The sequence below is a fragment of the Novosphingobium sp. Chol11 genome, assembly GCF_900218065.1.
Lineage (GTDB): Bacteria > Pseudomonadota > Alphaproteobacteria > Sphingomonadales > Sphingomonadaceae > Sphingobium > Sphingobium agri.
On sequence record NZ_OBMU01000005.1, the window covers coordinates 77,245 to 99,052 of the forward strand.

23 protein-coding genes and 1 pseudogene are annotated in these 21,808 nt (G+C 63.5%); 4 read left to right on the forward strand and 20 right to left on the reverse strand.

Annotation, left to right across the window (positions count from 1 at the left end):
- Positions 1 to 35: 35 nt before the first annotated feature.
- The 18 genes and pseudogenes from NCHOL11_RS18725 to NCHOL11_RS17490 all read right to left on the reverse strand — a co-directional run.
- Positions 36 to 479: pseudogene (locus NCHOL11_RS18725) on the reverse strand (LPD7 domain-containing protein); the annotation flags it as partial.
- Positions 469 to 2,433: a type IV secretory system conjugative DNA transfer family protein gene (locus NCHOL11_RS17410; RefSeq protein ID WP_007683415.1), complete on the reverse strand. Its 1,965-nt coding sequence runs from the start codon at positions 2,431 to 2,433 to the stop codon at positions 469 to 471. The pseudogene NCHOL11_RS18725 and the gene NCHOL11_RS17410, both read right to left, overlap by 11 nt.
- On the reverse strand, positions 2,417 to 3,421 hold the full coding sequence (gene virB11 / locus NCHOL11_RS17415) for a P-type DNA transfer ATPase VirB11 (protein WP_007683413.1): 1,005 nt from the start codon (positions 3,419 to 3,421) through the stop codon (positions 2,417 to 2,419). The genes NCHOL11_RS17410 and virB11 overlap by 17 nt, the downstream gene beginning before the upstream one ends.
- A 3-nt stretch (positions 3,422 to 3,424) precedes the next feature.
- A complete protein-coding gene (gene virB10, locus NCHOL11_RS17420; protein WP_014072617.1) occupies positions 3,425 to 4,642 on the reverse strand; it encodes a type IV secretion system protein VirB10 in 1,218 nt (405 codons plus the stop codon).
- A 3-nt stretch (positions 4,643 to 4,645) separates the two neighbouring features.
- Complete coding sequence (gene virB9, locus NCHOL11_RS17425) at positions 4,646 to 5,503, reverse strand: P-type conjugative transfer protein VirB9 (protein ID WP_007683410.1); 858 nt, start codon at positions 5,501 to 5,503, stop codon at positions 4,646 to 4,648.
- Entirely contained in the window at positions 5,500 to 6,198 is a 699-nt protein-coding gene (locus NCHOL11_RS17430; protein WP_007683408.1) for a virB8 family protein, read from the reverse strand. The genes virB9 and NCHOL11_RS17430 overlap by 4 nt, the downstream gene beginning before the upstream one ends.
- Before the next feature lie 336 nt (positions 6,199 to 6,534).
- Complete coding sequence (locus NCHOL11_RS17440; RefSeq protein WP_007683405.1) at positions 6,535 to 7,479, reverse strand: type IV secretion system protein; 945 nt, start codon at positions 7,477 to 7,479, stop codon at positions 6,535 to 6,537.
- A gap of 21 nt (positions 7,480 to 7,500) precedes the next feature.
- Positions 7,501 to 7,719, reverse strand: a complete 219-nt coding sequence (locus NCHOL11_RS18855; protein WP_150132838.1) for an EexN family lipoprotein — start codon at positions 7,717 to 7,719, stop codon at positions 7,501 to 7,503.
- Positions 7,716 to 8,429, reverse strand: a complete 714-nt coding sequence (locus NCHOL11_RS17445) for a type IV secretion system protein (RefSeq protein WP_007683402.1) — start codon at positions 8,427 to 8,429, stop codon at positions 7,716 to 7,718. The genes NCHOL11_RS18855 and NCHOL11_RS17445 overlap by 4 nt, the downstream gene beginning before the upstream one ends.
- 3 nt (positions 8,430 to 8,432) lie before the next feature.
- Positions 8,433 to 10,844 (reverse strand): VirB4 family type IV secretion/conjugal transfer ATPase, encoded by a 2,412-nt coding sequence (locus tag NCHOL11_RS17450; RefSeq protein ID WP_009823961.1) that lies wholly within the window; start codon positions 10,842 to 10,844, stop codon positions 8,433 to 8,435.
- Positions 10,837 to 11,187: a type IV secretion system protein VirB3 gene (locus NCHOL11_RS17455; protein ID WP_009823962.1), complete on the reverse strand. Its 351-nt coding sequence runs from the start codon at positions 11,185 to 11,187 to the stop codon at positions 10,837 to 10,839. Before NCHOL11_RS17455 ends, NCHOL11_RS17450 begins: the two co-directional genes overlap by 8 nt.
- A complete protein-coding gene (locus tag NCHOL11_RS17460; protein ID WP_009823963.1) occupies positions 11,184 to 11,522 on the reverse strand; it encodes a TrbC/VirB2 family protein in 339 nt (112 codons plus the stop codon). Before NCHOL11_RS17460 ends, NCHOL11_RS17455 begins: the two co-directional genes overlap by 4 nt.
- On the reverse strand, positions 11,519 to 12,184 hold the full coding sequence (locus NCHOL11_RS17465; protein WP_056383899.1) for a lytic transglycosylase domain-containing protein: 666 nt from the start codon (positions 12,182 to 12,184) through the stop codon (positions 11,519 to 11,521). The genes NCHOL11_RS17460 and NCHOL11_RS17465 overlap by 4 nt, the downstream gene beginning before the upstream one ends.
- Positions 12,181 to 12,519 (reverse strand): hypothetical protein, encoded by a 339-nt coding sequence (locus NCHOL11_RS17470; protein WP_097093805.1) that lies wholly within the window; start codon positions 12,517 to 12,519, stop codon positions 12,181 to 12,183. The genes NCHOL11_RS17465 and NCHOL11_RS17470 overlap by 4 nt, the downstream gene beginning before the upstream one ends.
- A 63-nt stretch (positions 12,520 to 12,582) precedes the next feature.
- Positions 12,583 to 13,515: a phytanoyl-CoA dioxygenase family protein gene (locus NCHOL11_RS17475; protein WP_007683389.1), complete on the reverse strand. Its 933-nt coding sequence runs from the start codon at positions 13,513 to 13,515 to the stop codon at positions 12,583 to 12,585.
- Between the two features lie 11 nt (positions 13,516 to 13,526).
- A complete protein-coding gene (locus tag NCHOL11_RS17480) occupies positions 13,527 to 14,138 on the reverse strand; it encodes an acyl-homoserine-lactone synthase (protein ID WP_007683387.1) in 612 nt (203 codons plus the stop codon).
- 74 nt (positions 14,139 to 14,212) lie between these two features.
- Positions 14,213 to 14,959 (reverse strand): LuxR family transcriptional regulator, encoded by a 747-nt coding sequence (locus NCHOL11_RS17485; protein WP_007683385.1) that lies wholly within the window; start codon positions 14,957 to 14,959, stop codon positions 14,213 to 14,215.
- Between the two features lie 13 nt (positions 14,960 to 14,972).
- Positions 14,973 to 15,734, reverse strand: coding sequence for a LuxR family transcriptional regulator (locus NCHOL11_RS17490; protein ID WP_097093806.1), 762 nt, complete (start codon positions 15,732 to 15,734; stop codon positions 14,973 to 14,975).
- 221 nt (positions 15,735 to 15,955) lie between these two features.
- On the opposite strand from NCHOL11_RS17490, the gene NCHOL11_RS17495 reads away from it, so the two are divergent.
- A complete protein-coding gene (locus NCHOL11_RS17495) occupies positions 15,956 to 16,525 on the forward strand; it encodes a hypothetical protein (RefSeq protein WP_013039076.1) in 570 nt (189 codons plus the stop codon).
- Here the strand turns inward: NCHOL11_RS17495 and NCHOL11_RS17500 are convergent.
- Positions 16,460 to 17,314 (reverse strand): methyltransferase family protein, encoded by an 855-nt coding sequence (locus tag NCHOL11_RS17500; RefSeq protein ID WP_007683381.1) that lies wholly within the window; start codon positions 17,312 to 17,314, stop codon positions 16,460 to 16,462. The two genes, NCHOL11_RS17495 and NCHOL11_RS17500, sit on opposite strands and share 66 nt — an antisense overlap.
- On the reverse strand, positions 17,311 to 17,574 hold the full coding sequence (locus NCHOL11_RS17505; RefSeq protein ID WP_007683380.1) for a DUF2933 domain-containing protein: 264 nt from the start codon (positions 17,572 to 17,574) through the stop codon (positions 17,311 to 17,313). The genes NCHOL11_RS17500 and NCHOL11_RS17505 overlap by 4 nt, the downstream gene beginning before the upstream one ends.
- Before the next feature lie 252 nt (positions 17,575 to 17,826).
- Between NCHOL11_RS17505 and NCHOL11_RS17510 the strand changes: the two genes are divergently transcribed.
- Genes NCHOL11_RS17510 through NCHOL11_RS17520 form a run of 3 tightly spaced genes read left to right on the forward strand, consistent with a single transcriptional unit; the run spans position 17,827 to position 21,715 of the window.
- Positions 17,827 to 19,275 (forward strand): MBL fold/beta-CASP domain-containing RNA metallo-hydrolase, encoded by a 1,449-nt coding sequence (locus NCHOL11_RS17510; RefSeq protein ID WP_013849921.1) that lies wholly within the window; start codon positions 17,827 to 17,829, stop codon positions 19,273 to 19,275.
- On the forward strand, positions 19,272 to 20,810 hold the full coding sequence (locus NCHOL11_RS17515) for a thymidine phosphorylase family protein (RefSeq protein ID WP_007683378.1): 1,539 nt from the start codon (positions 19,272 to 19,274) through the stop codon (positions 20,808 to 20,810). The genes NCHOL11_RS17510 and NCHOL11_RS17515 overlap by 4 nt, the downstream gene beginning before the upstream one ends.
- Positions 20,807 to 21,715 (forward strand): ribose-phosphate pyrophosphokinase, encoded by a 909-nt coding sequence (locus NCHOL11_RS17520; RefSeq protein ID WP_009823969.1) that lies wholly within the window; start codon positions 20,807 to 20,809, stop codon positions 21,713 to 21,715. Before NCHOL11_RS17515 ends, NCHOL11_RS17520 begins: the two co-directional genes overlap by 4 nt.
- Positions 21,716 to 21,808 lie beyond the last annotated feature (93 nt).

The window sequence follows — 21,808 nt, forward strand, 5'->3', positions numbered from 1 at the left end:
TCGCGTTCGTTCGGCCGATATCCTCGTACTTCCAATCCTTGGCGACTGGCCTCGAGCCATGCTGCCCGGCGGAAGGCTTCGCTGCCAGTAAGATGAACATTCGACCATCCGCGATGCCGGGCGATGGCGACGAGATCACGCACGACCTCCTCACTCTCGCTCGAGGTGACAAGACGCCGCCCTTGGTCCCGAAATGCAGGCTCTTTTGCCTGCGCCGTCGTGAAGTAGGCCGGTTCGCCCGACCATTTGCCGGTCGACGAAAAGTAGCGCTTTCGCAGGGGCTCCGGTATGTCGCCGGCAGAAATTGATCGGGGCTCGACCCCTGCCCCCTCCTTGCCTTTGTTAGGGGTGCCGGGATCCTTGGGAATGTCGTCCCGCGTGTCTTTCCCAGAACGCGGTGCGGACTGACCTTCACCGATTGAAATGGCATTGGCGCGCTTCCTGGCGCCCCGCGAATTCTCGGACTTCTCAGCGGACATGGGCTGTCCTTTCCTGGATAATAGATGTGGATGGCTGCCCGACCGATGGCAAAAGTGCCCGCTCGACCATCGCCGACACGAACGCGATCGCGGCGGCCTCGTCGCCCGGGGGCGGCAGTTCGGCCAGGTCGCCCAGAACCAGCATGTCATCCGTGATCTTGGCCGCACCTGCCAGCTCGGCGTCGGTCATTTCCCGCATCACAATTTCCTCCTGTATGGTCTCGCCCGAGCTTGTCGCCGGCTGCTGTGGGGCGCCGCTCAGACCGGGTGTACCAGCGCCCTGCCGCGCTGAAGCCGGCGTAGGTGGGGAAAGCATTGCCGCGATTGGACGGGCGGACGGCACAGGCGGAGCAACCACCCGCCGAGTGAAGCGCGGCATCCGGTAATAGGCGATCTTGCGCCCTCGAATTGGGGGGATGCCGGCGCGAAGGAGCAGGAGCTCGTTCTTCGGCAGCTGCATGAGCTCTTGCGGTAGCAGGAGCGCGCGGCGCTGATCAGATTCCGAGATGCTCCGGTTCGCCAGTAGCCCGTGGATGGTACGGCTGCGGGATTTCACGTTCATCGTGAAAAAGCCGAGCCGTTCGGAAAGTTCGTTCGCGACCTTCAGCTCCTTAGGCGTGAAGACAACCTCGAGGCCGCAATTGGCGATGATCTCGTCGGTGACATCGGGACCGTAGATTGCGCGAAGCTGGGATCGGCTCTGAATGACCGGAACCAGGCGCAGGCCATAGCCGGCGACGTAGGAGAAGCCGCTCGCAATCACCGAGGCTTTGCCGAGCCTGGCGAACTCGTCGAGCAGGACCAGGACCGGGACATTGCTAGCGCCCTCAGGAAGGTCGCGGGTGTTGAGATCCACGAGTTGCTGCAGGAACAGACTGTAGATCGGCGCGATGCGGTCGATATTGTCAGGCGACACGCCAAGGTAAATCGACATGCGCCGACGCCGCACCTCGCGCAGGTCGAAGTCGCTCTCCGAGGTGGCGGTATCCACCATGGGGTTGAGCCAGAGATTGAGCCGTGCGGTGATGGTCTGCTTGATCCCGGAAAAGGTGTTGTCCGAGGCCGAGGTGAAATCTTGGATCGCGGACACGCAAGCTTGGCTGAGGCGCTGGCCCACCCTGCGAGCTTCCTGAAGCGCTGCGGGAAGGTCGCTCTTGGGATCCCCGCTCGTGAGGCGGCGGTATATCTCGCCGATGGTGAAGGGCAGGCCCGGGTTGGATGCGACCAGGGCGCCGACGCCGACAAAGGCCGCTCGCGCGGCCTCCGCCCAGAAGGGATCGGATCGCTCGGGCGCGGGGAACAGCATGCCCGCGATCTTCTGCAGCTCGTTGATGACTTCGGTGTCATCAGTCCGCCTGATGTGCGCCAGGGGGTTGTACCGCGCCGTCCGCCCCTCCGCGTCGAGCGGATCGAACAGATGCACGGCTTGGCCGGCCCGTGCCCGATAGCCGGCGCTTGCGCCCCAGTTCTCCCGCTTCACGTCGAGCACGATCACCGAATCTGGCCAGGTCAGCAGATTGGGAATGACGACGCCCACGCCCTTGCCCGCTCGCGTGGGCGCCTCGAGCAGAACATGCTCGCTCCCGCCGAATATCAGGAAACGTCCAGCCTTGCGGCCGACAACGATGCCGGCAGCGTCGCGAAGGCCCTCCCGCCGGATCTCGCCTTCGCGCGCAAACCGGGCGGTGCCGTGCAATGCCGGCCCGCGGCGCAGAATCCCGATTGCGAGGAGCCCGACCACAACAGCGCCCGCCAGAGCCCCGCGCTTTAGCCAAAGAATAAGCAGCGGGTCCGCCCGATAGTACCACAACCATGCGGGCAAGGCCGTGATGTCGGTGTTCGGGCCGATCTGGCCCATCCCAAAGAGGGCAACTGGCACGGCGATGGCGCAGCACAATAAGGTGCCGCCGGCAACGGACAGGCCGATGATCCAGAAGTTACGCTGCACCGGCATCGCCCACCTTCGGGTGGAAGTAGACCTCTTCGACCTCAAAGCGACCGCCATGGCGCCGGGTCTGGACGACCACATCGATGAGCATTCGCAAAAGTCCGCGGATATCATCGCGCGCGAGATCGCGGCCGCCCTCGGATTCCTTGACGAGCAATGTCAGCTGCTCGAAGGCGCCCGCCGCAGAGCCAGCATGGACGGTGGTGATCGACCCAGGGTGCCCCGAGTTGACGTTGCGCAGGTAGAAGAAGGCGGTGCCGTCGCGCAGCTCCTGCAGCAGGATCCGGTCCGGGCGCATGCGCAGCGCGCTCTCGAGCAGCTGCTTGGGACCGACCTTCGCACGGCCCTGCCCTTCGCCCGAATAGACCATGTGAACGACATTGCGATGGGGCACGATGAGTTCGCGCGTGTCCTCGATCGTAAGCAGCCGCTCGTCGGGCGGGATGAGCTGGATAAGCGCTTTCGCCAAGGTCGTCTTGCCGGACCCGGTCGCCCCGCTGACCAGGATATTCTTGCGCGCGGCGACCGCGACCTTGAAAAAGGCTGGCCAGTCGCCCGCGTCGCGAAGTGCCACCAACTCGGCGTCGGTTTCGGTAAGGTCCCGGGCGCTCGCGCGCGTCGTGTCAAAGAGGCCAGCGCGTGCGAGCTGGTCGATCGGCAGGGTTACGGTCGAGGGCTTGCGTATCGTAAAGGACGGGCAGCCGCTCGGCGTCACCGACGGGATCACGATCTGGCAGCGCTCGCCGCCTGGGAGGACGGTCGAACAGATCGGCGTCTGCCCATCGATGTCCTGGTGCGTGAAGCTTGCCGCGGCGACGGCGAGCGTTCCAAGCCACTCGCTGTCCAGTTCAGGCAACTCATGCCATCGCCACCCCTGCCGGTCCTCGATCCCCGCCTCGCCCGGGCGGTTGATGACGAGCTCGGTTACATCATCCGGCTCCAGCAACGGAAGAAGCGGTTCGAGATAATGGCGGAGGACGGCGGTATCGCGCATGGCTTACCGCCGCAGCTCCAGATTGTAGACATCGGCGAAGTTGAAGTCCTTGGCGACGAAGATACCGACCTCCTCGCCCTGGTTCTTTTTCAGCACCGGCCGGATGTTGATGTTGTTCTGGAGCGCGATCGCGGCCCCTTCGCTCGGCGCACGCGTGACATTGTTGAAATTGCCGTTGCCGCTCGATGCGGCCTGCCCGGCAATATAGGCGGCGTCATCGACGAGCGAGAGTAGGAGCGCGCCGCCGAACCGTGCCCAGAAGAAGCTGTCGACCGCTCCGGCGAGCCCGGCGCGGCCGAGCGCGTCTGACCCAGGCGAGGCAAGGTCGATGCGGACGCCTTGTGGCGTCACCGCCCGGGTCCAAAGCACAAAGAGGCGGTTCTGCCCCTGTTGGATGCCCCCGCGATACTCGCCGAGTACGCGCGTGCCCTTTTCCATGAGCACGACCCGGCCATTCTCGGAATACACGTCCCGTGGAATCAGGCAGGACGTGTATCCAGGCTGTGCGGAATTGATGGCCGTCTGAAGGGTGCAGGGAATCAATGTCCCCGCAGTGATCAGAAAATTGCGATTGGGGAGCATCGAGGCTCGCGCTTCGCCTACGGCTGAGCTTTGTCGCAGCAAGTCCAGCGCATTGGGCGCACCGCCCTCCGTACTCCCTGGCGTTCCTGAATTTTCGGTCGGTTGCGCGCTCGAGGCCGCCGCCGGGCCTTGCGAGGTCTCTCCACCGAGATCGCGCCCGCCATAGGCGATGAGTGTCGACCGTCGCGCCTGGTCGGCCAGGTTCGGCCGGGCGCCTGACGGGCCGGGCGCTGCACCGGGCTGCATGGCAGGGACGATCTGACCGTCGGGGCCAGGAACCCCGGCTGCGGGATTGAGCACCGGTGCGTTGGGATCGTTCCCGCCTGCGCCGAGCGGTCTCGGCTGCGGCGCGACCGCCGCGTAATCGACGGTTTCCCGGGCCACGATATCGCGCCGCTCTTGGGCCGCCCCGCCCGGTGCAGTGAGGTCACGATTGGAGGCCTGTTGGCTCGTTCCGGAATTAACCCACAGGATGCCGAGTACCATCGCCGTGCCGGCAAAGATGAGGGCGGTATTACGCTTGGAAGGCGTCATCCCCCCGATCGGCTCGATACCGCGCTCGTGCAGGATCTCGTCTTTTTCTGGCGTGAGATCGGCGCTCGGCAGAGGGCGCGAAACGGAGGATGGATCTTCAACCATGGCTCATTCCTGCGGATGTGTGATGGTGCGCTCGACATGGGGCGACCCGGTGTTCGTCCCATGATCGACCCCATAGGGTTCTGGCGCCTGATTATAGATGCACAGCACCTCGCCGCCCCGCCGAAGGCGCAGCTGACGCGCCACCAGATGGACGACGACGAATTCGTCACGGACGTCGAAGGGAACCAGCGTCTCAGACCCGTCTGGTCGCACCAGATATATAGCCGGCACCTCGCGGTTCGCTGGGAAACGCAACACCGTGAACTGCCCGTTATCGGAGACCTCCGACGGCTGAAGCTCGCTGGAGCCCTGCACCTTGTAGTTCATGTTGCGAGGCCCTTCGACGACCCCATGATCGAGAGCGCCGCGAACGGCCCGGCTCTCCAGGGCAGCCGCCTGCATGGCAATCTGCGCGGCCCTGAGACGCGCGGCGCGGTCTGCATCGTCCCTGGGATATCGGAACCGCACCTGAAAATAGGCTTGGCCGTTGCGGCCCGTGATCGGACCGCTGCGAGCGGTCAACTCGAACGCATAGCTGCGCAATTCGCCTCCGCGCGACGTGGTGACGATGAGATTGGTCGGTCCGGCACGCTCACGCGGCTTGAGGAACAGGATGTGCCCGGCGACGGCGACCTCCCAAGATACGGTGTCGCCCAGCGCGACGTGCTGGATCGTCTCATCGTCGCTCAGGACAATCTGTGTTGCGGTCCGGAACGTGCCGACGATCCGATAGACCTCGGTCTCTTCATATTCGACGAACTTGACGCGCGGGTCGGACGGACCACCTCGCGGAACTTCGACCGCGTGCGCCGCCGTTACAGGCACCAGCGCGCAAATGATGGCGGCGGAGAGCGCCCTCATCGGATCACCTCCGGATCGGCACGATAGTTTTCGACCTGGAATCCCAGCGGGTTCCGGTAGCGATCGCCTTCCGCCATGGGCGCGTTGGCGTAGGCGAACGTGATCGTGGCGATCCAATCGCTGTTCTGGATGTCGGTCTCGGTCTGGACTGTCCGCGTGAACCGGACATTGGCGACGCGATCGTTGATGAAGGCGATGTTGCGCACGCGCGCCTGCACAACTGCGTTCTTGCCCCAGACATTTTGGGGACTGGCACCATTGTTGCTACTGTAGAAGCGCGCCCAGCGCTGCTGTTCGGTCGGCTGCGAGAGGATCGTCACGAACCGAAAATTTTCTTCGGCCGCTGCCGGGATCCAGCTTTCGCGGGTTCTCACATACTGGGCGAGGAAGTATTTGGTGACCGCCTCATCGTAGCGCATCGGCCGCTGCGTGAGCGCGGTCTGGACATCCACCGCGCCGGTGGTCTGGTTGACGCGAATAACATAGGGCACGACAGTCTTGAGAGGCGTCAGAGCCGCAACTGCGAAGATCGAGGCCGCGGCCAGGAGTGAGGCGATGGCCGCGATGCTCCAAGCGATGCGGGTCGAGCGCAGCGCGTTCCGGATCCTGTCCTGATCCCAGCTTCGTGCGTCCCGGAAATAGCGCTGCAGCCCCGATGCCGGCACCGCCTCCGAGCGGTCATCAGCAGCTCGCATAATGCGGTCCCCTTGGTGCGAACGATACTTTGTCTCCGGAAGATGACGCGGAAGGCACGGCGGGCGGTGGGGGTGGATCGCCGTCTCTTGGATGCGATAGCGGCGGTATGGGCGGCGCAGCTCTCGGCGCCGTGGTCGCAGGCACAGGTGAGCCCGGTAAGACGCTTCCATAGATGTTCACGTCGCGCAGGTGATGGCCATTGCAAACCGCGAGCTTCTTTGGACCGGATGCACAGCCGACGACGCCGAGCGCAGCCAGAACAACGCCCAGGCAGGTGACGCTACGGCGGAAGCTAGGCGCGAATATTGGTGAAGAAAAAGCCATGAGATGCCTCGCTACGCCGCTTCGATGGTGCCGCCGCGGTGAGCGGCGCGCTCCAAGTTGCGGCTGTTGCGCATGACGCGACGCTGTCGGAAGGGAGATGCCATCGTGCCCCAGGCCGTTCCGGCGAAGGCACCCACGCCGGCAGCGGCTCCCCCGGCTATTCCCGTTGCAATGGCTGGAGCCTGGAAGAAGAAGATCGTGCCCAAAAATATGTACGCTGCAAACAGGACAGCACCGAAAGCCGTATCCACGACGCCTTCAGATGCTGCTGTTGCAGCCGCTCCGAGGTCTGTGATCAGGGTCGTGATGGCTATGATTACAGCAAGGAGAACGATATAGTTGAATACTTGCCCCAGCCAGCCGTGGAAAAAACGCCTCGTTGGCTCGAAGAGAGCTAGAGCGATGAAGATGGGGCCAAGTGCGATAATGATCGCCAACGCAACTTTGGCAAATATAGTAATAGCAAATCCAACCGCTGCCGAGAGCCCAGCTAATGCCTTCAGCCCCAGGCTCAGCGCATAGAGGACCAGTTTATATGGGTTAATGTCGCTGTACGTTGCGGCTTCAGTCTCTATCCGTGCAACTATAGCATCACTTTGAGTGTAATAGTCGTCGAAGGCCTCTCCTACTGTGTCGATCGTCTTACCGGCGAGAGCTTGGGAGATCGCATCGGGCATTCCGTGGAAGAGCGGCGTCGTGATCCAATCGGAATAGGCGACCGTCGTCGCAGCAACATACAGCAGACAGAGCTTCACCATCCGATAGAATAGCTCACCCCATGGTTCGCTGATGATGCCCCGCATCACCATGTAGCCGAACAGGGCGATGTAGATAACCAGCCCGACAGCGAGCGGACCACGGACAACCTCTACGACGTTTTGGAGACGCTCGTTGAGGAAAAGATCAAGCTTCCCATCAACGTTCGCGTAAAGTGAATTGAACATGTCCGTGGCCATGCGAAGCTCCAAGGCGCTGGATTATTTCGAAAGCGACCGCATCTTGTTGTCGAGAATCCGGAGGCTTTCAGCGTTGGAACACTCCTGTTCGTTGGGATGTGATCCGTCGGCACAGGCCTTGACGAGTCCTCTGAGCTCTTCCGGGTGAGAGGTTAGATAGTCCTTCCCGCGCGGTGCCCGCTCGCATCCTGCGAGCATTCCCGCTGCGGCAAACCCAAGCAGCAAAGCTCTCGCGGTCATTGCGACAAGCTTTCTAGCTTCGTCGCCAGTATCGCTTCGCTTTCGCGCTGTGATCGCAACTGGACGTCTGCTTCTTGCCGCATTCGCAGCGCCTGCAATTGCAAGGCGTCGTTCTGGATATGGGCATTCTCGACCCCTACCCTCGCCTGGATATCCATGACCTGCTTGGCGTCCGAAGCCGTATCCAGCGAGGTTCTCAGTTCTTCGAGCCCGGCGGTACGCTGGGCCGACACGCCATAGGCCGCCTCCGCGATCGCGGCATCGCGCGCTGCGAGGTCGCCGTTCCGCAAGAGGTTGTCGCGGGAAGCGCGCTCATACGCCGACGCACCTGGTCGCAATTCCGGCAAAGCGATACGGTTGGCGTCCCGGATACGGGTCGCGGAGCTCCCGAGCGAGCCCAGGCTGGCATTGTCCGACGACATCAGCCGGCTGATGTCACGGGCCTCCCGCGGCAGAAGGTGGCGCATGGCATCGGTGGAAAGAGATGATGCGATGCCGTTGACGTCGGTGACCTGGTTGAAGCTGCCATAGAGCTGCTTCGCTTCTGCGATCTGCTCCTTCCCCTGATCGATCATCGACAGGGTGTTCTTCACCGTGGCCAGCGCCTGCAGATAGCCGGAGCTGTCGTAGACGGGGATACCTTGCGCGACTGCAGGCCCCGCCATTCCAAGGGCGATGGCGCCAAGTGCTGCGTATATGCCCTTACCCATAGCTCATCCTTTCCTGATCGATGCAGACCGACGCTGCTGGTGAAAAAGAGGCAGCCATTTCGCCGGGTCGTCGCCGACATCAGCGCGAATGGCATCGAGGAGTGTCACGGTTTCCGTGGTGCCCGAGAGCACCGCGAGCTCGTCGGAGAGGCCGCCCAGGTCCAGTTCCACCACGATCGAGTCATGACCCTGCTTGATGAGGAAGCGGCGAGATTCCGGGTTCAGGTCGTGACGGACGAGCTTGAATTCCGCCTGGGTCAGGCCCAGCCCGTCGATATAATCCGTTTCACGCCCATAGGGGTTTGGCAGCAGGATCTTGGTCGCGACCTGCTCTATGATACTGTGCGAGATATCCGAGCGCAGCGCATCGGCCGGGCTCTGCGTGCCGAAAACCAGGAAGGCGTTCTGCTTGCGGTAGGTCTTCAGGCCATCCTGGGCAAAGGCGCGGAAAGCGTCATCGCCCAGCGCCTTCCAGAACTCATCGATGTCGATCACCAGTCGGCGGCCATCCAGAAGGCCGTCGATGCGATGGAACATGTACATCATGATCGGCGTGCGAACTTCCGGATTGTCGAGGAAGTCGGTCATGTCGAAGCCGAGGAACGGCGCATCGAGCGACAAAGCATCGATCTCGTTGTCGAACACCCAACCCAGCGATCCGCCTCGCGACCATTTCTCAAGCCGAGCGCCGATGCCTTCCGGATCGCGCTGGCCGAGCAGCTGGCGCAGGGCCAGAATGGATCGGTTCTCCGGCGCGAGCCGCCCGAGCGACGCCAAGCCTTCGTCGATCATGCGCTCCTGGGTGACGCCCAGCGTGCTGCCGGGCGGCGTCACCAGCTGCCGGATCAGACGACCGAGAAAGACGAGGTTGCGCGGCCCATATTCGAGCGCCCGCAGCGGCGCGAAGCCGGTTGGCTCCCCGTTCTTCAGCGTCAGATAGATCCCGCCAGCAGACCGCACGTAGATCTCGGCGCCGCGATCCTTGTCGATGAAGATCTGCTGCGCGCCCGTCTTCTCGAGCTGCGCCATCAGGAAGTTCTGAACGACCGTTTTGCCCGCGCCCGAGGGACCGATGATGAGCGTGTGGCCGAGATCCCCGACATGGAAGTTGAAATAGTAGGGCGATTGCGCGGCCGTTTTCATCAGCGCGATCGCCGGACCCCAATGATTTCCGCTCGGCCGGCCCGCGGGATAGGTATGAAAAGGCGCCAATGCGGCGAAATTCCGCGATGTGATTGCCGCCGGCCGCGCCCGCCACGCGAAATTTCCGGGAAGCTGAGCCCAGAAGGCCGCCTCGAGCGCCGGCCCTTCCCTCGCTGATACCAGGCCAGCATCCGCGAGCGCGGCCCGCGCGGCCGACAGATTATCGGCGAGTCGCCTCTGGCTCTCGGCAAACACCCCAAGCGAGAAGTGATGTTCGCCAAGGACGAACCGATTGCTTTGAAGATCGTCGGCGGCGTCTTCAAGGTCGAGCGCCTGGCTTGCTGCCGCGTCCTCGGTCGAAGCCATCTGGTTCTGCCGGCGCCGCAGCCTTTCGGCCGCGCGCGCCTTCCCCATGAAGGTGAAGGATTGCGACACGACGAACGAGAAATCCTGGCCGAGCAGAGCGTTCATCTGACCGGGACGGGTGAGCGCGGGATATTCCCGGATGCCGAAAATGCCCAGCCAGCGGCTCGCATCATGGGCGCGGATCTCGACCGTCTCGCGTCCGAAGATCACCCGCTCGCCGTAGAGTGCGGATCCAAGATGGCCTCGGACCAGCGGCACCTTGGCCTTTGCGCCCATCATGACCTGCTCGAGCACTTCGAGCGGCCTGGAGAATAGGAGGCCATTTTGCTCATAGAGGCCGAGCCGCGCGGGGCTGCACCGCCGGAGGAGCTTTTCGATATCGCGCGCCTTCTCCTCGAAGCGGGCCAGTTCGTCGGGGTCGACCTCCTCATCGGCCGCCCTGGCTTTGGCGATGCGCTTGAGGAGAAGCCCGGTCCGATCGGCCGAGCCGACCGCCGGTCGCATGATCAGCGTCAGATAATGCTCGTTGACGAACATGCGCTTGGCAGTCACCCGCGCGCGATATTTTTCGTCCAGATCGGCCGCGAAGTCCGAGCGGAATTGGCCTTCGGGATAGTCATCGACCGGGCGGCGAACGATGTGGGTCCAGAGCGCGAGCCGATCGTCGGCAATGTTGCGCCAGGTGCCGTTGAGCTTCTCGTGCCAGTCATTGAGGTGGATCGGATCCGCGGTCTCGAACGCAAGCCCTTCAAGGCGGAACATCATCATGAGGTCGCCGCTATCGAGCGCGATCACCTCCGATGTCACGTGGCGCGCATAGGGCAGATAGCGACCCGGCTCGGCCTCTTGCCGCAATATGCGCCACGGCGTCTTGCGCGGCGGGAGCTGGGCAGCCGCGCTAGCCACGCGCAAAGCCCTTGCGTTTCAGCCCCGCGACCGGGAGCGGCGAATAGGAACTGCCGCCCCACCAGACGCGGTTCCGGCTTCGCGCCTTGGTCATGGTCCAGAGCCACAGCAGCCGGAAGGCGTTGGCATCGTGCCGCACGATGAGCCGTGCGACGGCGAGACAGGCGCCTCCGATGGCGCCGGCATAGAGCGGGTTGCCGCTGACGATCAAAGTGAGACAGGCGGCAAGCGCGATCGGCAACGAGGCTTCGAGCGGCACGCCGAGCCACATCGTCGGGCGCGTGACCGCCAGAAACAACGTCTCCTCGCGCAGCCGCTCGTCCAGGGCGGCGCTCTCCTTCACGCGCCACCCGTGATGGTGTCGACGATCCACTGCGCACTGAAGACGATGAAGATGCCAACGATGACCGTCACCAGAAGGCCGAGGCTGGCGCGCCCGGTGAAAAACATGAACCCGACGATCACGACCGCGATCACCGCGATGGTCTTGGCGAAAGTCCCGGTGAGCCAGGTCTTGATGTTCTCCGCCATCGACGTGATGCCGTCAGCCCCCTGCGCGTGTGCAGGATCGCTCAGCAGCATCGAGACAAGCAGCGCCAATGCCATCACGCCGATGACGCGCAGAAGAAGTCGCGCCCATTGGCGCCGTCCGCCCTGATGGGCGGTGATTGCTGTCATGGATGCTGTCCTTTCTGAGATGCGGCCCCGTCGCCAAACACCATGAGCGAGGCCTGGCTCGCCCTCGCCGCTGTGTTCCACCCGGCTGCGGCCGGTGGCGAAACAGGGGTGTCGGGTGGCGGAGCGAAGGCCGGAGCCGCTGGGGCAACGACCGAGTTTCTGGTCGCCGGCGCCGTACTCCGGATCAACGGAATGACGGCTGACGCACTGGCATAGACCCTGGCGACATAGCCGTTGCGAAAGCCGCGCCGCCGGTCGCCGGTATTGTACAGCGAAAGGGCGGTCGCGATCGCATGATCCCGGCTCGGGGCAAGGCGCGCGACCGCCTGGTAGTTGGTCGCGATGACGCGGGCGGCGGCGGCCAAATTGGAGCAGGGTTCGAACGCATTTTCGACCGAAAGCCCCAGCCAGCCGAGATTGGCGCTGTTAATCTGTCCCAGGCCGAGATCGATGTTGTAGCCTCGACCAATCAGGCTGCGCGCCGCAGCGATTGCCTGCGCCTTGGTCGCGGGCTTTGGCGCGCGCACGCCGGGACTATTGACCCCGATTGCGAGACTGTTGAACCGGCTCTCCGTGTGGACGATCGAAATGAGCGTCTCAGGCGCCACCGTCGGTGCGCAAGCTCCTGCAAGCGAAAGAAGGGTGGCGACATCGAGGATCATCGGCGGCCGCCGTTCAAACGCTCGATGCCGGCCAGCGAGAAGGTCTGGCTGCGGCCGTCGTTGAACGTGATGACCACCCGGCGGCGAGTTGTGGAATCGCGATCATAGACCTTCGTGCGGGCGACGCCGCCGCTACAGCCGGGAAAGGCGCCGCCGGTGGCCAAGCGTTGCCATAGCTTGGTCATCGGCGACACGCATTGCGCGTATTGGGTCGCGCCACCGGGATTGGAAAGACACAGGAGAACCTGGCAGCCCAGGTCATTCGCCGCTGCCGGTGCGCTTGGAAGGGCTGTGGCGAGGGCGAGCATCGCCATGCCGAATATTGCACGTTGCATCGGGTCTTCCCCCGCGAGAGACAGCTCCCGCGTCGGGAAATGCCGTCAGCTATCCGTTGGATTTCACCTCTCTTTTGTTCCGACCGCGCTCGATTTCGGCAATCCCCCTAGCCGGGGGGGGAGTTGATCGGTTTGCTGCCGCAGGAATTCGGACAGAGCGCCTTCCTGGTCGGGCCGGAGAGCATCGATTGCGGCGAGATGGTCTGGCGGATCGCCGCCGAGCAGGATGGACGGGCACTGCCCGTCATAATTGCCGAGATTGGGGCGGTGCTGCTGGTAGCCGACCAGCGCGGCAAGCTCGGGATAGAATGCGCTGGCCACCTCGGGCGGATAGGTCAGCCACTGGTTCTCATAGGGCTTCAGCCAGCCGAGGCAGTAGCTGACGATGATGCCTCGGCGCACCGCGTTTGAACGATTCGCGCCGGCGCCATGGAGGGTCGATCCCAGGAATATGATCGCCGATCCCGGATCCGCTTCGATGGCGACCGGCTCCGCGCCGTCGTCGCCCTGCCCGCCATTGTGGCTCCCCGGCCAGACCAGCGTCGCCCCATTTTCGGCCTTGAACGGCGAAATCGGCCACATGACGTTGACGAGATATTCGAGCTCGCCGGTCGGACCGCGCCACATGTCCTGATCCCGGTGCGGAAATTGCGCTGGCGCCCCCGGGTGCAGCTCGAGCGCTTGCGTGAGGTTGAGCTGGACCGTGTCGCACCAGGGCTCGAGGATAGCGTGGACGAGGCGCATGACGGCAGGGTTTTGGACAAGACTTTCAACCGTCGGCGCGCGCTTCAGCAGGCCACCGAAGCGTTTTGTCCGAGGGCCGTAGAATCCGCCCTGGCAGAAAGGCGTGGCGGCAAAACGCGGATGGAGGGATCGATTGATCTCCTCGATGCGTGACCGAGACTCGACATCCCGCAGGATGCAGAAGCCGTGCTGCCGCAGATTTTCGTCGGCTTTGGTCGCGGCGGAGACGCCGCGCCGTGCGATCGTGGCCATGATCGCCCTCCTCATGCTGCGGCGGGAAGATCGGCAAGGCCGACAGGGCGGAAAATGCCGCTCGCGCGCAGCTGCTCGCGCGTTCGGTCGTCCACATCGATTTGCAAGGCGACGAGACTTCGCCCTTGCTCGGACGTGGGAAGACCCAATGGTCGGCAAGTCCAGCCGAAACCCAGGATCTGCTGGAACCACGGCCACTCGGCGACCCCGGTGAAGCTGTGGATCTGGTTGGCGAGGGCATATTCGACGAGCGCGGTGACCAGCTGATTGCGCAGCTCGAGACGCTCCCGGGCGCGCAATTTTCGCGCAAGGCAAAAGCGGGTGATTTCCAGGATAGCACTGCCGCGCGGCGGCGCTTCCTCGCAAAGATCCGGGAAGATCGTGCCGAGAATATGCTCGTGCGTGGTCGGCAGAAGCCGTGCGGAGGCCCGGTGTTCCCCGTCGTCCCCGGTAACAACGATGTAGACGGCGCGATCATTGTCGAACTGATCGATCTCGTAGCGACCGGCGATGACCGGAACGTCCCAGCGAAGAAGATCGACGAAGACCCGCTTGCGCTCCTCGAACATGGAGCGAAACAGGCGGTGTTCCATGGCTTGCGAAAAGCCGGTCCCGATGTGCATGACAGCCTCCTTTTGGTGAGGCCTGTCAGTCGATCAGAGGCGGCTTTTTTGCGTTATCCCCAGTTCTGGGGAGATCATCGGCCGAACACATCGGCAAAGCTGATTTGCCCTTCGAACAAGGCGCGAATGGCGAGGAGGGTGCGCTTGGTGACGCCATAGCGGTCGCGCGCATCCTTCACATGCTGGATCACCGTTTCCTGGCCGATGCCGAGGATCTGGCTGATCTCCCAATCGGTCTTGCCCCGCGCGACCAGCGCCACGCATTCGGCCTGCCTTTCGGTCAGGCTCGGGCATTCGGATTGCGGCGCGTGGATCCGGGAAATCTTGCGTGCCGCTTCGAACGCGAAGCTGCCGACGAGCTGCACGAACGGCAGCTGCCGATGGTCGAGCATCTCGCCCGCCGCCATCGCGAAGGAACAGGATCCATTGAGCTCGCCAGGAATATGGGCCGGAACGGTGAAGCCGTCGCCCAGCCCGGCCTCGTAGGCTTCTGCCAGGATCGAGCGATCGGCGGCCGTCAGAGAGATGATCGACTGAACCGCCGACCAGGCAAAGCCCACATTGGTGCGATGGCTGGCGCGGTGGATCGGGTCGCTCGCATAGAGGCGTCTCGCCTGGAAGCGCTCCACCCAGTCTTGCGGATAGTCGACGATGTGGACCGAGCGAACCGCAGGCTTCAGGTCGACATGATGGACCAGGGCATAGTGCCGAAAGCCCATGGCCTTCGTGATTTCGGCCATCAGGTCAGACAAGGCCGTAGCGTCCTTGATCGCGCCAGCGACAGCGCAGAAATCCTGAACTTGCCCAAGCCCGATCATCATATGGCCGGCGAGATCAGAGCAGCGCTTCCATGTTGAGATGACCATCGCGAACCGCGCGCAGCATCAGCTGCGTGCGTCGTCGCACGCCATAACGCCTGCGGGCCGATTCAACATATTCGTGCACGGTATCGCGGCTGAGGCCGAGGATCTGGCCGATCTCCCAGTCGCTTTTGCCTTGCGCGACGAGCGCGATGCATTCGACCTGGCGAGGACTGAGAGGGACGCAGGCCAATGGCCCTGCCCTTTCGCCAAGCAGCTCGCGCGCCCGATCATAAGCGACCGAGCCGAGCAGACGGGCGGTCAGAACCTCTTCTGCACTCAGCGGCTCGTCGCGTGATCGGGCCGCAGTGAAGATCGCCTCGGGCTCGCCCGGGGTCCGGATCGGCAAACTGTAGCCCGATGCAAGGTCATGATCCCGGGCGCGGTCAAGGATGCCTCGCTGGCGCGGCGTGAGCTCCAGCACGTCGCCGACACGGTCCCAGGCCAGTCCAGAGGGCGTACGTGCGCAGGCCGCATGGATGGGATCTTCGAGATAATGGCGCTCTTCGAGCACTTCCTCGAGCCAGGCCGACGGATAGGTTGTGAGGAACAGGCTTTGCTCGTCGCCGCGCCGAAGGTCGATATTGTGAAGCAGCGTGAACCAGCGGAAGCCAAGATCGCGCACGGCGGCATCGATCGTGCCATGCAGATCGCCAAGGGTTTCAGCACGCTGACAGTCCGTCGCAAAGCGCGTGAGATCATCAAGGCGGCCGCAGTCTTTTATCCTGTTCGCCATAGGCGACGGAAGCTCGTTCGCGAGGAGACGGCTCGTCCACACCTAAGCGGCGAGCGCCATGATTATCAGGATGAGTTGAGAACGATTCGCAACAATCTACGATTAGAATGGATCGCCTATGACACTTTATCCGCCGGCAAAGTGTCATAGCTGACAACCCGTCTGTGGCCGCCGATTTGGGATTCACATTGATCCTGCTTTGTGCTTGATTCCATCATGTTATGTTTCATGCAGGCAAGCCTCTTGAACCCTCCATTGGCTGTGATGTCGCGGCCGTGCTCGAGACGCTGGCGACCGTATCGAGCCGGCCCCGTTATGCCTTCATGCTGCTCAACCTGATCGCCCAGGTGGCGGGGCCAGATGGAAGCGCCGGTCCCTGGGTCAGGCGGAACGATGGGCTCGTTTCCCTGCGCGATTGGCTATGCGACGCATTGACCCCGATGGCCCAGCGTGGTCCGCGCAGCATTACGCTGGCCGAGCGGGTCGAGAGCGACCTCGCTAGAAACGGACTGCTCCCCGGCGATCCGGAGAAAAGGCGCGGCGTGATCGCGGAGGAAATGCGGGCACGCATTCGCACAGCCGGCAAGAGTAATCTCAGTCGCGCCGTTTCCGAACTGGTGAATGCAGGCCTGCTCCGCCGACATTATCAGGGCTATCGCGTCGACCATCGGAACCGTGGCGGCCAGCGCCACGCCGTCTATACCTTGATCGGCGATGCTCTGCGTCTAGTGCCGGGCATCAGCTCCACACCGAATCTGCCCGTGCAAGGCGAACTTGCCCTCCCAAGATGATTGCGCAGTCGAACCGGGATTGCTGCAGTAGTGTGCTGTGAGGTCGGGTAACGATGTCCGAATAATAAGGCCAGTCAGAACGTCAGCATTGACCTTGCCGGCAATTACATCAGCCATTCCCGTCAAGGATCGCCATGGCCTTCTTCGACGCGAATGGATTGTCAGATTCGGAATGAAGCCGGGCACGCGAGCCATATAATCGCGGTAAACCTCGCCGAAGTTGGCTAGCGCCTCCTTTTCCTCATGCCGAGCCAGCCGAATATACATCACGACGAGCACCGGAAACATAGCAAGGGTCAAAAGGGTCGGCCATTGTAGCAAAAAGCCGAGCATGACGAGAATGAAGCCGACATATTGCGGGTGCCGGATCCGGGCATAAATCCCAGTAAGGGCCAATTGGTGTTTGCGCTGACTCAAGTGAAGGGCCGTCCATGCAACCGAGATCAGCCAGTAACCCACGCCGATCAGCACAAAGCTGGCGATGTGGAATGGACCGTAATGGGGATTAACTCGCCAGCCGAACATCATCTCCAGGAGATGTCCAGCATCGTGGCTCCACCAGTCGACAGCGGGGAAATACGACTGGAGCCACCCCGAAAGCACGAAGATCGTGAGCGGGAAGCCATACATTTCCGCGAAGAGCGCTATGATGAAAGCGCTGAACGCCCCCAAACTGCGCCAGTCTCGTTTAGTTGCCGGCTTGAAGAAGCTGAACGCAAAGAGGATGAAAACGGCGGCGTTAACCAGCGCGAGCCCCCACAGACCATAGCCATAGTCGGCGTGCGTCATCGCGACTCTCCTTCGATGCGGCCGTTGGGATTGGCCGGTAAGCCGGCGGGTGCCTGACCGGGCTCATGGCCATGCTGATGCCCACCATGGCCGCGGTGCATGAACAGGTGCATGAGCGGGCAGGCGAGCAGGATGAGATAGGGCAGCACACCCAGGAAGTGCGCGGTATGCTCGGTGAGGAGGAAGAAGCTAGCGACGAGCAGGAAGCCGATCAGAACGATCTTGCCGCGCTTGCGCATGCGATGGTCATGTTCGCCCATATGCCGTCCTCTTCTGGTCAACGTCCGGGCAGCATAGGCTCGAGTCCAAGGAGCAAGGTATAAGTAGAGACCGAAGTCCCCCGGGCATCGCGCAGGCATGGGTAAGGCGATCGATGGGATCGGCCATCGGCGTTCGGGCGACGCAGCTGTCGGGGAGCAGCAGTCGTGCTGCGGATTTTGCGTATAGGCGTGCGGCGTCCGCGAACCAATGCTGCGCTCACGAACATAATCGTGAGAGGCAGGCCCGCGTCCATGCAAAAGAGAAAGAAACGGCACCATTCCCGCGTGACCATCTTCGAGCGTGAAGCAAGGATCGATCTGGCCAAGCGCCCGGCCGATGGTCTCGGCGTTGCCTTTCTCGGCGCATCGGGAACGGTCACAGGGTCGCGTTATCTGGTGGACGATGGTGAAACTCAGATCGTGGTCGATTCCGGCCTGTTTCAGGGACCCAGGGATCTGCGCCGCCTTAATTGGGCATCGATCCCACCCGAAGTCGCGGATGTCGGCCAGGTGCTGCTGACCCACGCCCATCTCGATCACTCGGGCGCACTACCGCGCATGGCGCGCCTGGGCTGGGACGGGACCGTCCTTGCCACGCGGGCGACCGCGGCCCTGTGCGAGCTCCTTCTTCCCGACAGCGGCCATCTGCAGGAAAAGGATGCGGAGTTCGCCAACCAGCACGGCTTCTCCAGGCACCAGCCGGCGCTGCCCCTCTACACCCAGGCCGACGCGCGTCTGGCATTGCAGCTCTTCCGCCCGATCGAGTTCGGAGCGTGGCATGCAGTCACGGACGGCATCAGGGTGCGCTACCATCGCGCCGGCCACATCCTCGGCGCGGCGTCGATCGAGATCGACTGGAAGGGGCGGACAATCCTCTTCTCAGGCGATATCGGCCGTTACGGCGATGCGGTGATGAAGGATCCCGAGCCGCCCGCGCGCGCCGACTATGTCCTGGTGGAATCGACCTATGGCGATCGGCGCCACGAGCAGGTCGATCCGACAAAGACGCTTGGAGATCATGTCGAGCGATGCGTCGAGAGAGGCGGGACGGTGGTGATCCCGGCCTTCGCCGTGGGACGGGTTCAGTCGCTTCTCTATCATTTCTCGCGTCTGCGCGCGCAGGGACGCCTCCGCGACATCCCGATCTTCCTCGACAGCCCGATGGCGATCAACGCGAGCGGGCTGATGTGCGATTTCATGGACGAGCATCGCCTGGCTCGCGCCGAGTGCGAAGCGGCGTGCAGCGTCGCGCACTATGTGCGCGAAGTGGAGGAATCCAAGGAACTCACCGCCAACCCCACCCCCAAGGTCATCATCTCGGCCAGTGGAATGGCAACGGGCGGCCGCGTGCTCCACCATCTCAAGCGCTTCGCGCCGGATGGGAAGAACCTCATCCTCTTCTCGGGCTTCCAGGCGGCGGGCACCCGCGGCGCCGCCATGATCGGCGGCGCCCGGACGATCAAGATCCACGGCGAGTATATCCCGGTCGAAGCCGAGGTCGCCAACCTGACGATGCTCTCGGCGCATGCCGACAGCGACGAACTCATGCGCTGGCTCGGGTCGCTGCACGAGGCCCCGCGCCACGTCTATGTCACCCATGGCGAGCCGACCGGCGCCCAGGTCCTGGCGAAGCGTGTCTCGGAGGAACTGGGTTGGGCATGCAGCGTACCGGCGCTGGGTAGCTGGGGCATGCTCGCGTGAAGCCCGGGATCATCGAGGACGCCGAAGCAGAGCCTGTCGCGACGACGCTGCGGGCACGCCGCATCGGCCTGTCGGCTGCCGGAAGCGATCTGATCGCGGTCATGCGCCACGACTGTCCCGTCTGCCGCTCGGAAGGTCTTGCGTCCCGCGCGCAGGTCGCGCTGCGCGCCGGCGGGCGGGAAATCGTCGTCTCGCTGCTGCACAGCTCCGCGGAGACTCCAGCGCCCGGCGAGATCGGCCTCTCCGAATCCGCATGGCAGCGGCTCGGCGTCAGCGATGGCGATCCGGTCGAGATCGCGCACGCCCAGCCTCTCGCCTCGCTCGCCGAAGTGCGTCGGCGCATCTATGGCAATCGTCTCAGTGACGGGGCTTTTTCAGCGATCATCACCGACATCGCCGAGCGACGCTATAGCGATGTCCATCTCTCGGCGTTCGTCACGGCCTGCTCAGCGGTCCCGCTCGATACGGACGAAACGATCAGCCTGACCAGGGCGATGGTCGATGTCGGCGAGCGATTGCAGTGGCCCGGAACGGTCATCGTCGACAAGCATAGCGTCGGTGGCTTGCCGGGCAATCGCACCACGCCGATCATCGTCTCGATCATGGCCGCGGAGGGCCTGATCATGCCCAAGACATCGTCGCGGGCGATCACCTCACCGGCCGGCACGGCGGACACGATGGAGGTGCTGGCACCTGTCGACCTCGACGTTTCCGCAATCCGCAAGGTGGTCGAGCGCGAAGGCGGCTGCATCGCCTGGGGCGGCGCCGTCAACCTCAGCCCTGCCGACGATGTGATCATCGGCGTGGAACGGGTGCTCGATATCGATGCCGTCGGGCAGATGGTCGCCTCGGTGCTGTCCAAGAAAATCGCGGCCGGTGCGACCCATCTGGTCATCGACATCCCGGTCGGGCCGACCGCCAAGGTACGCGGCGCCGATGCCGCCGACACGCTCGAGCGGGCGCTGAGCTCTGTCGCCCAAGCCTTCGGGCTTCGCACGCGCGTGATGCGCGGCCCCGGCGCCGAGCCGATCGGACGGGGCATCGGTCCGGCGCTCGAGGCGCAGGATATCCTTGCCGTGCTCCAGGGGCAGCCGGGCGCCGAGGATCTCGCCCACCGGGCCTGCGAGCTGGCGGGAGGACTGCTTGAGCTCGCGGACGCAGCCCCGGCCCGCGAAGGTTATGCGCGTGCGCGGGCGTGCCTCGAAAGCGGCCGGGCCTGGGCCAAGTTCCAACGTATCTGCGAAGCGCAGGGCGGCATGCGGGCTCCACCGGTCGCCCGGTTCCAACAGGATATGATCGCTCCCTATAGCGGCCGCCTGGTGAGTATCGACAATCGCAAGCTCGCGACGGTCGCGAAGCTTGCCGGCGCGCCGATGGCCAAGGCCGCCGGCGTCGCGCTGCAGTGTCGGCTGAACCAGATGGTGGATGCCGGGGCTCCCTTGTGTAGCATTCATGCCGAGAGCCCGGGCGAGCTCGACTATGCGGCGGCCTATGCGGTGAGCGACGGGCCGATCTTCGGGATTGAAGCGCTATGAACCGTCCCGTGCTGTTCGCGCTGTCTGGCAGCGAGGCCCTGGCACAGCCGCTATCCGCCGCGCTCGATGCAGAGGTCGGCACGATCGAGCATCGTCAGTTTCCTGACGGGGAAACCTATCTCAGGGTCGGAAACGACGTCAGCGACCGCGAGGTCATCCTGCTGTCCAGTCTCGATCATCCGGACGCCAAGCTGTTGCCGCTGCTGTTCGCAGCCGACACCGCGCGCGATCTTGGCGCTCGCAGGATCGGGCTCGTCGCCCCTTACCTCGCTTACATGCGCCAGGACATACGCTTCCATGCCGGCGAGGCGGTGACGTCGCGAACCTTTGCTGCGATCCTGTCTCGCCATCTCGACTGGCTGGTGACGGTCGATCCGCATCTCCATCGCTACCATGAATTGTCGGAAATCTACCGCATCCCAACCCAGGTTGTTCATGCCGCGCCGTTTTTGGCCTCGTGGATCAAGCGCAATGTCGCTCGCCCGCTGATCATCGGTCCGGACCTGGAAAGCGAACAGTGGGTCTCGCAGGTGGCGGCCGATGCCGATGCTCCGTTTCTCGTGTGCGAGAAAATCCGATCCGGCGACCGTCACGTCACCATCTCGATTCCGAATGCCCCAGCGTTTCTCGATCGCCAGCCGGTGCTGGTCGACGATATCGCCTCATCCGGTCGGACCCTCACCGAGGCGGCGCGCCAACTGGTCGGCATGGGGTTCGCGCGACCGGATTGCGTGGTCGTGCATCCGCTTTTTGCCGGCGATGCAGCGCAGGTTCTGGGTGGGCTTGTCGAAAGGATCGTCAGCACGAACGCGGTTGCACATGCGTCGAATGATATAGACGTCATGCCAGCGATCGCGGAGGCCGTTCGCCACCGGATTGAATGGCGTGCTGCGCGTCAGTTCTAAGACGGAAATGAACGCCCGGCAAACGCTGTGCGCGTCCTCATCCATTGACCCTAAACGAGTCCGAACCAATCTCCTGAGATCTCCCTTTCGGAG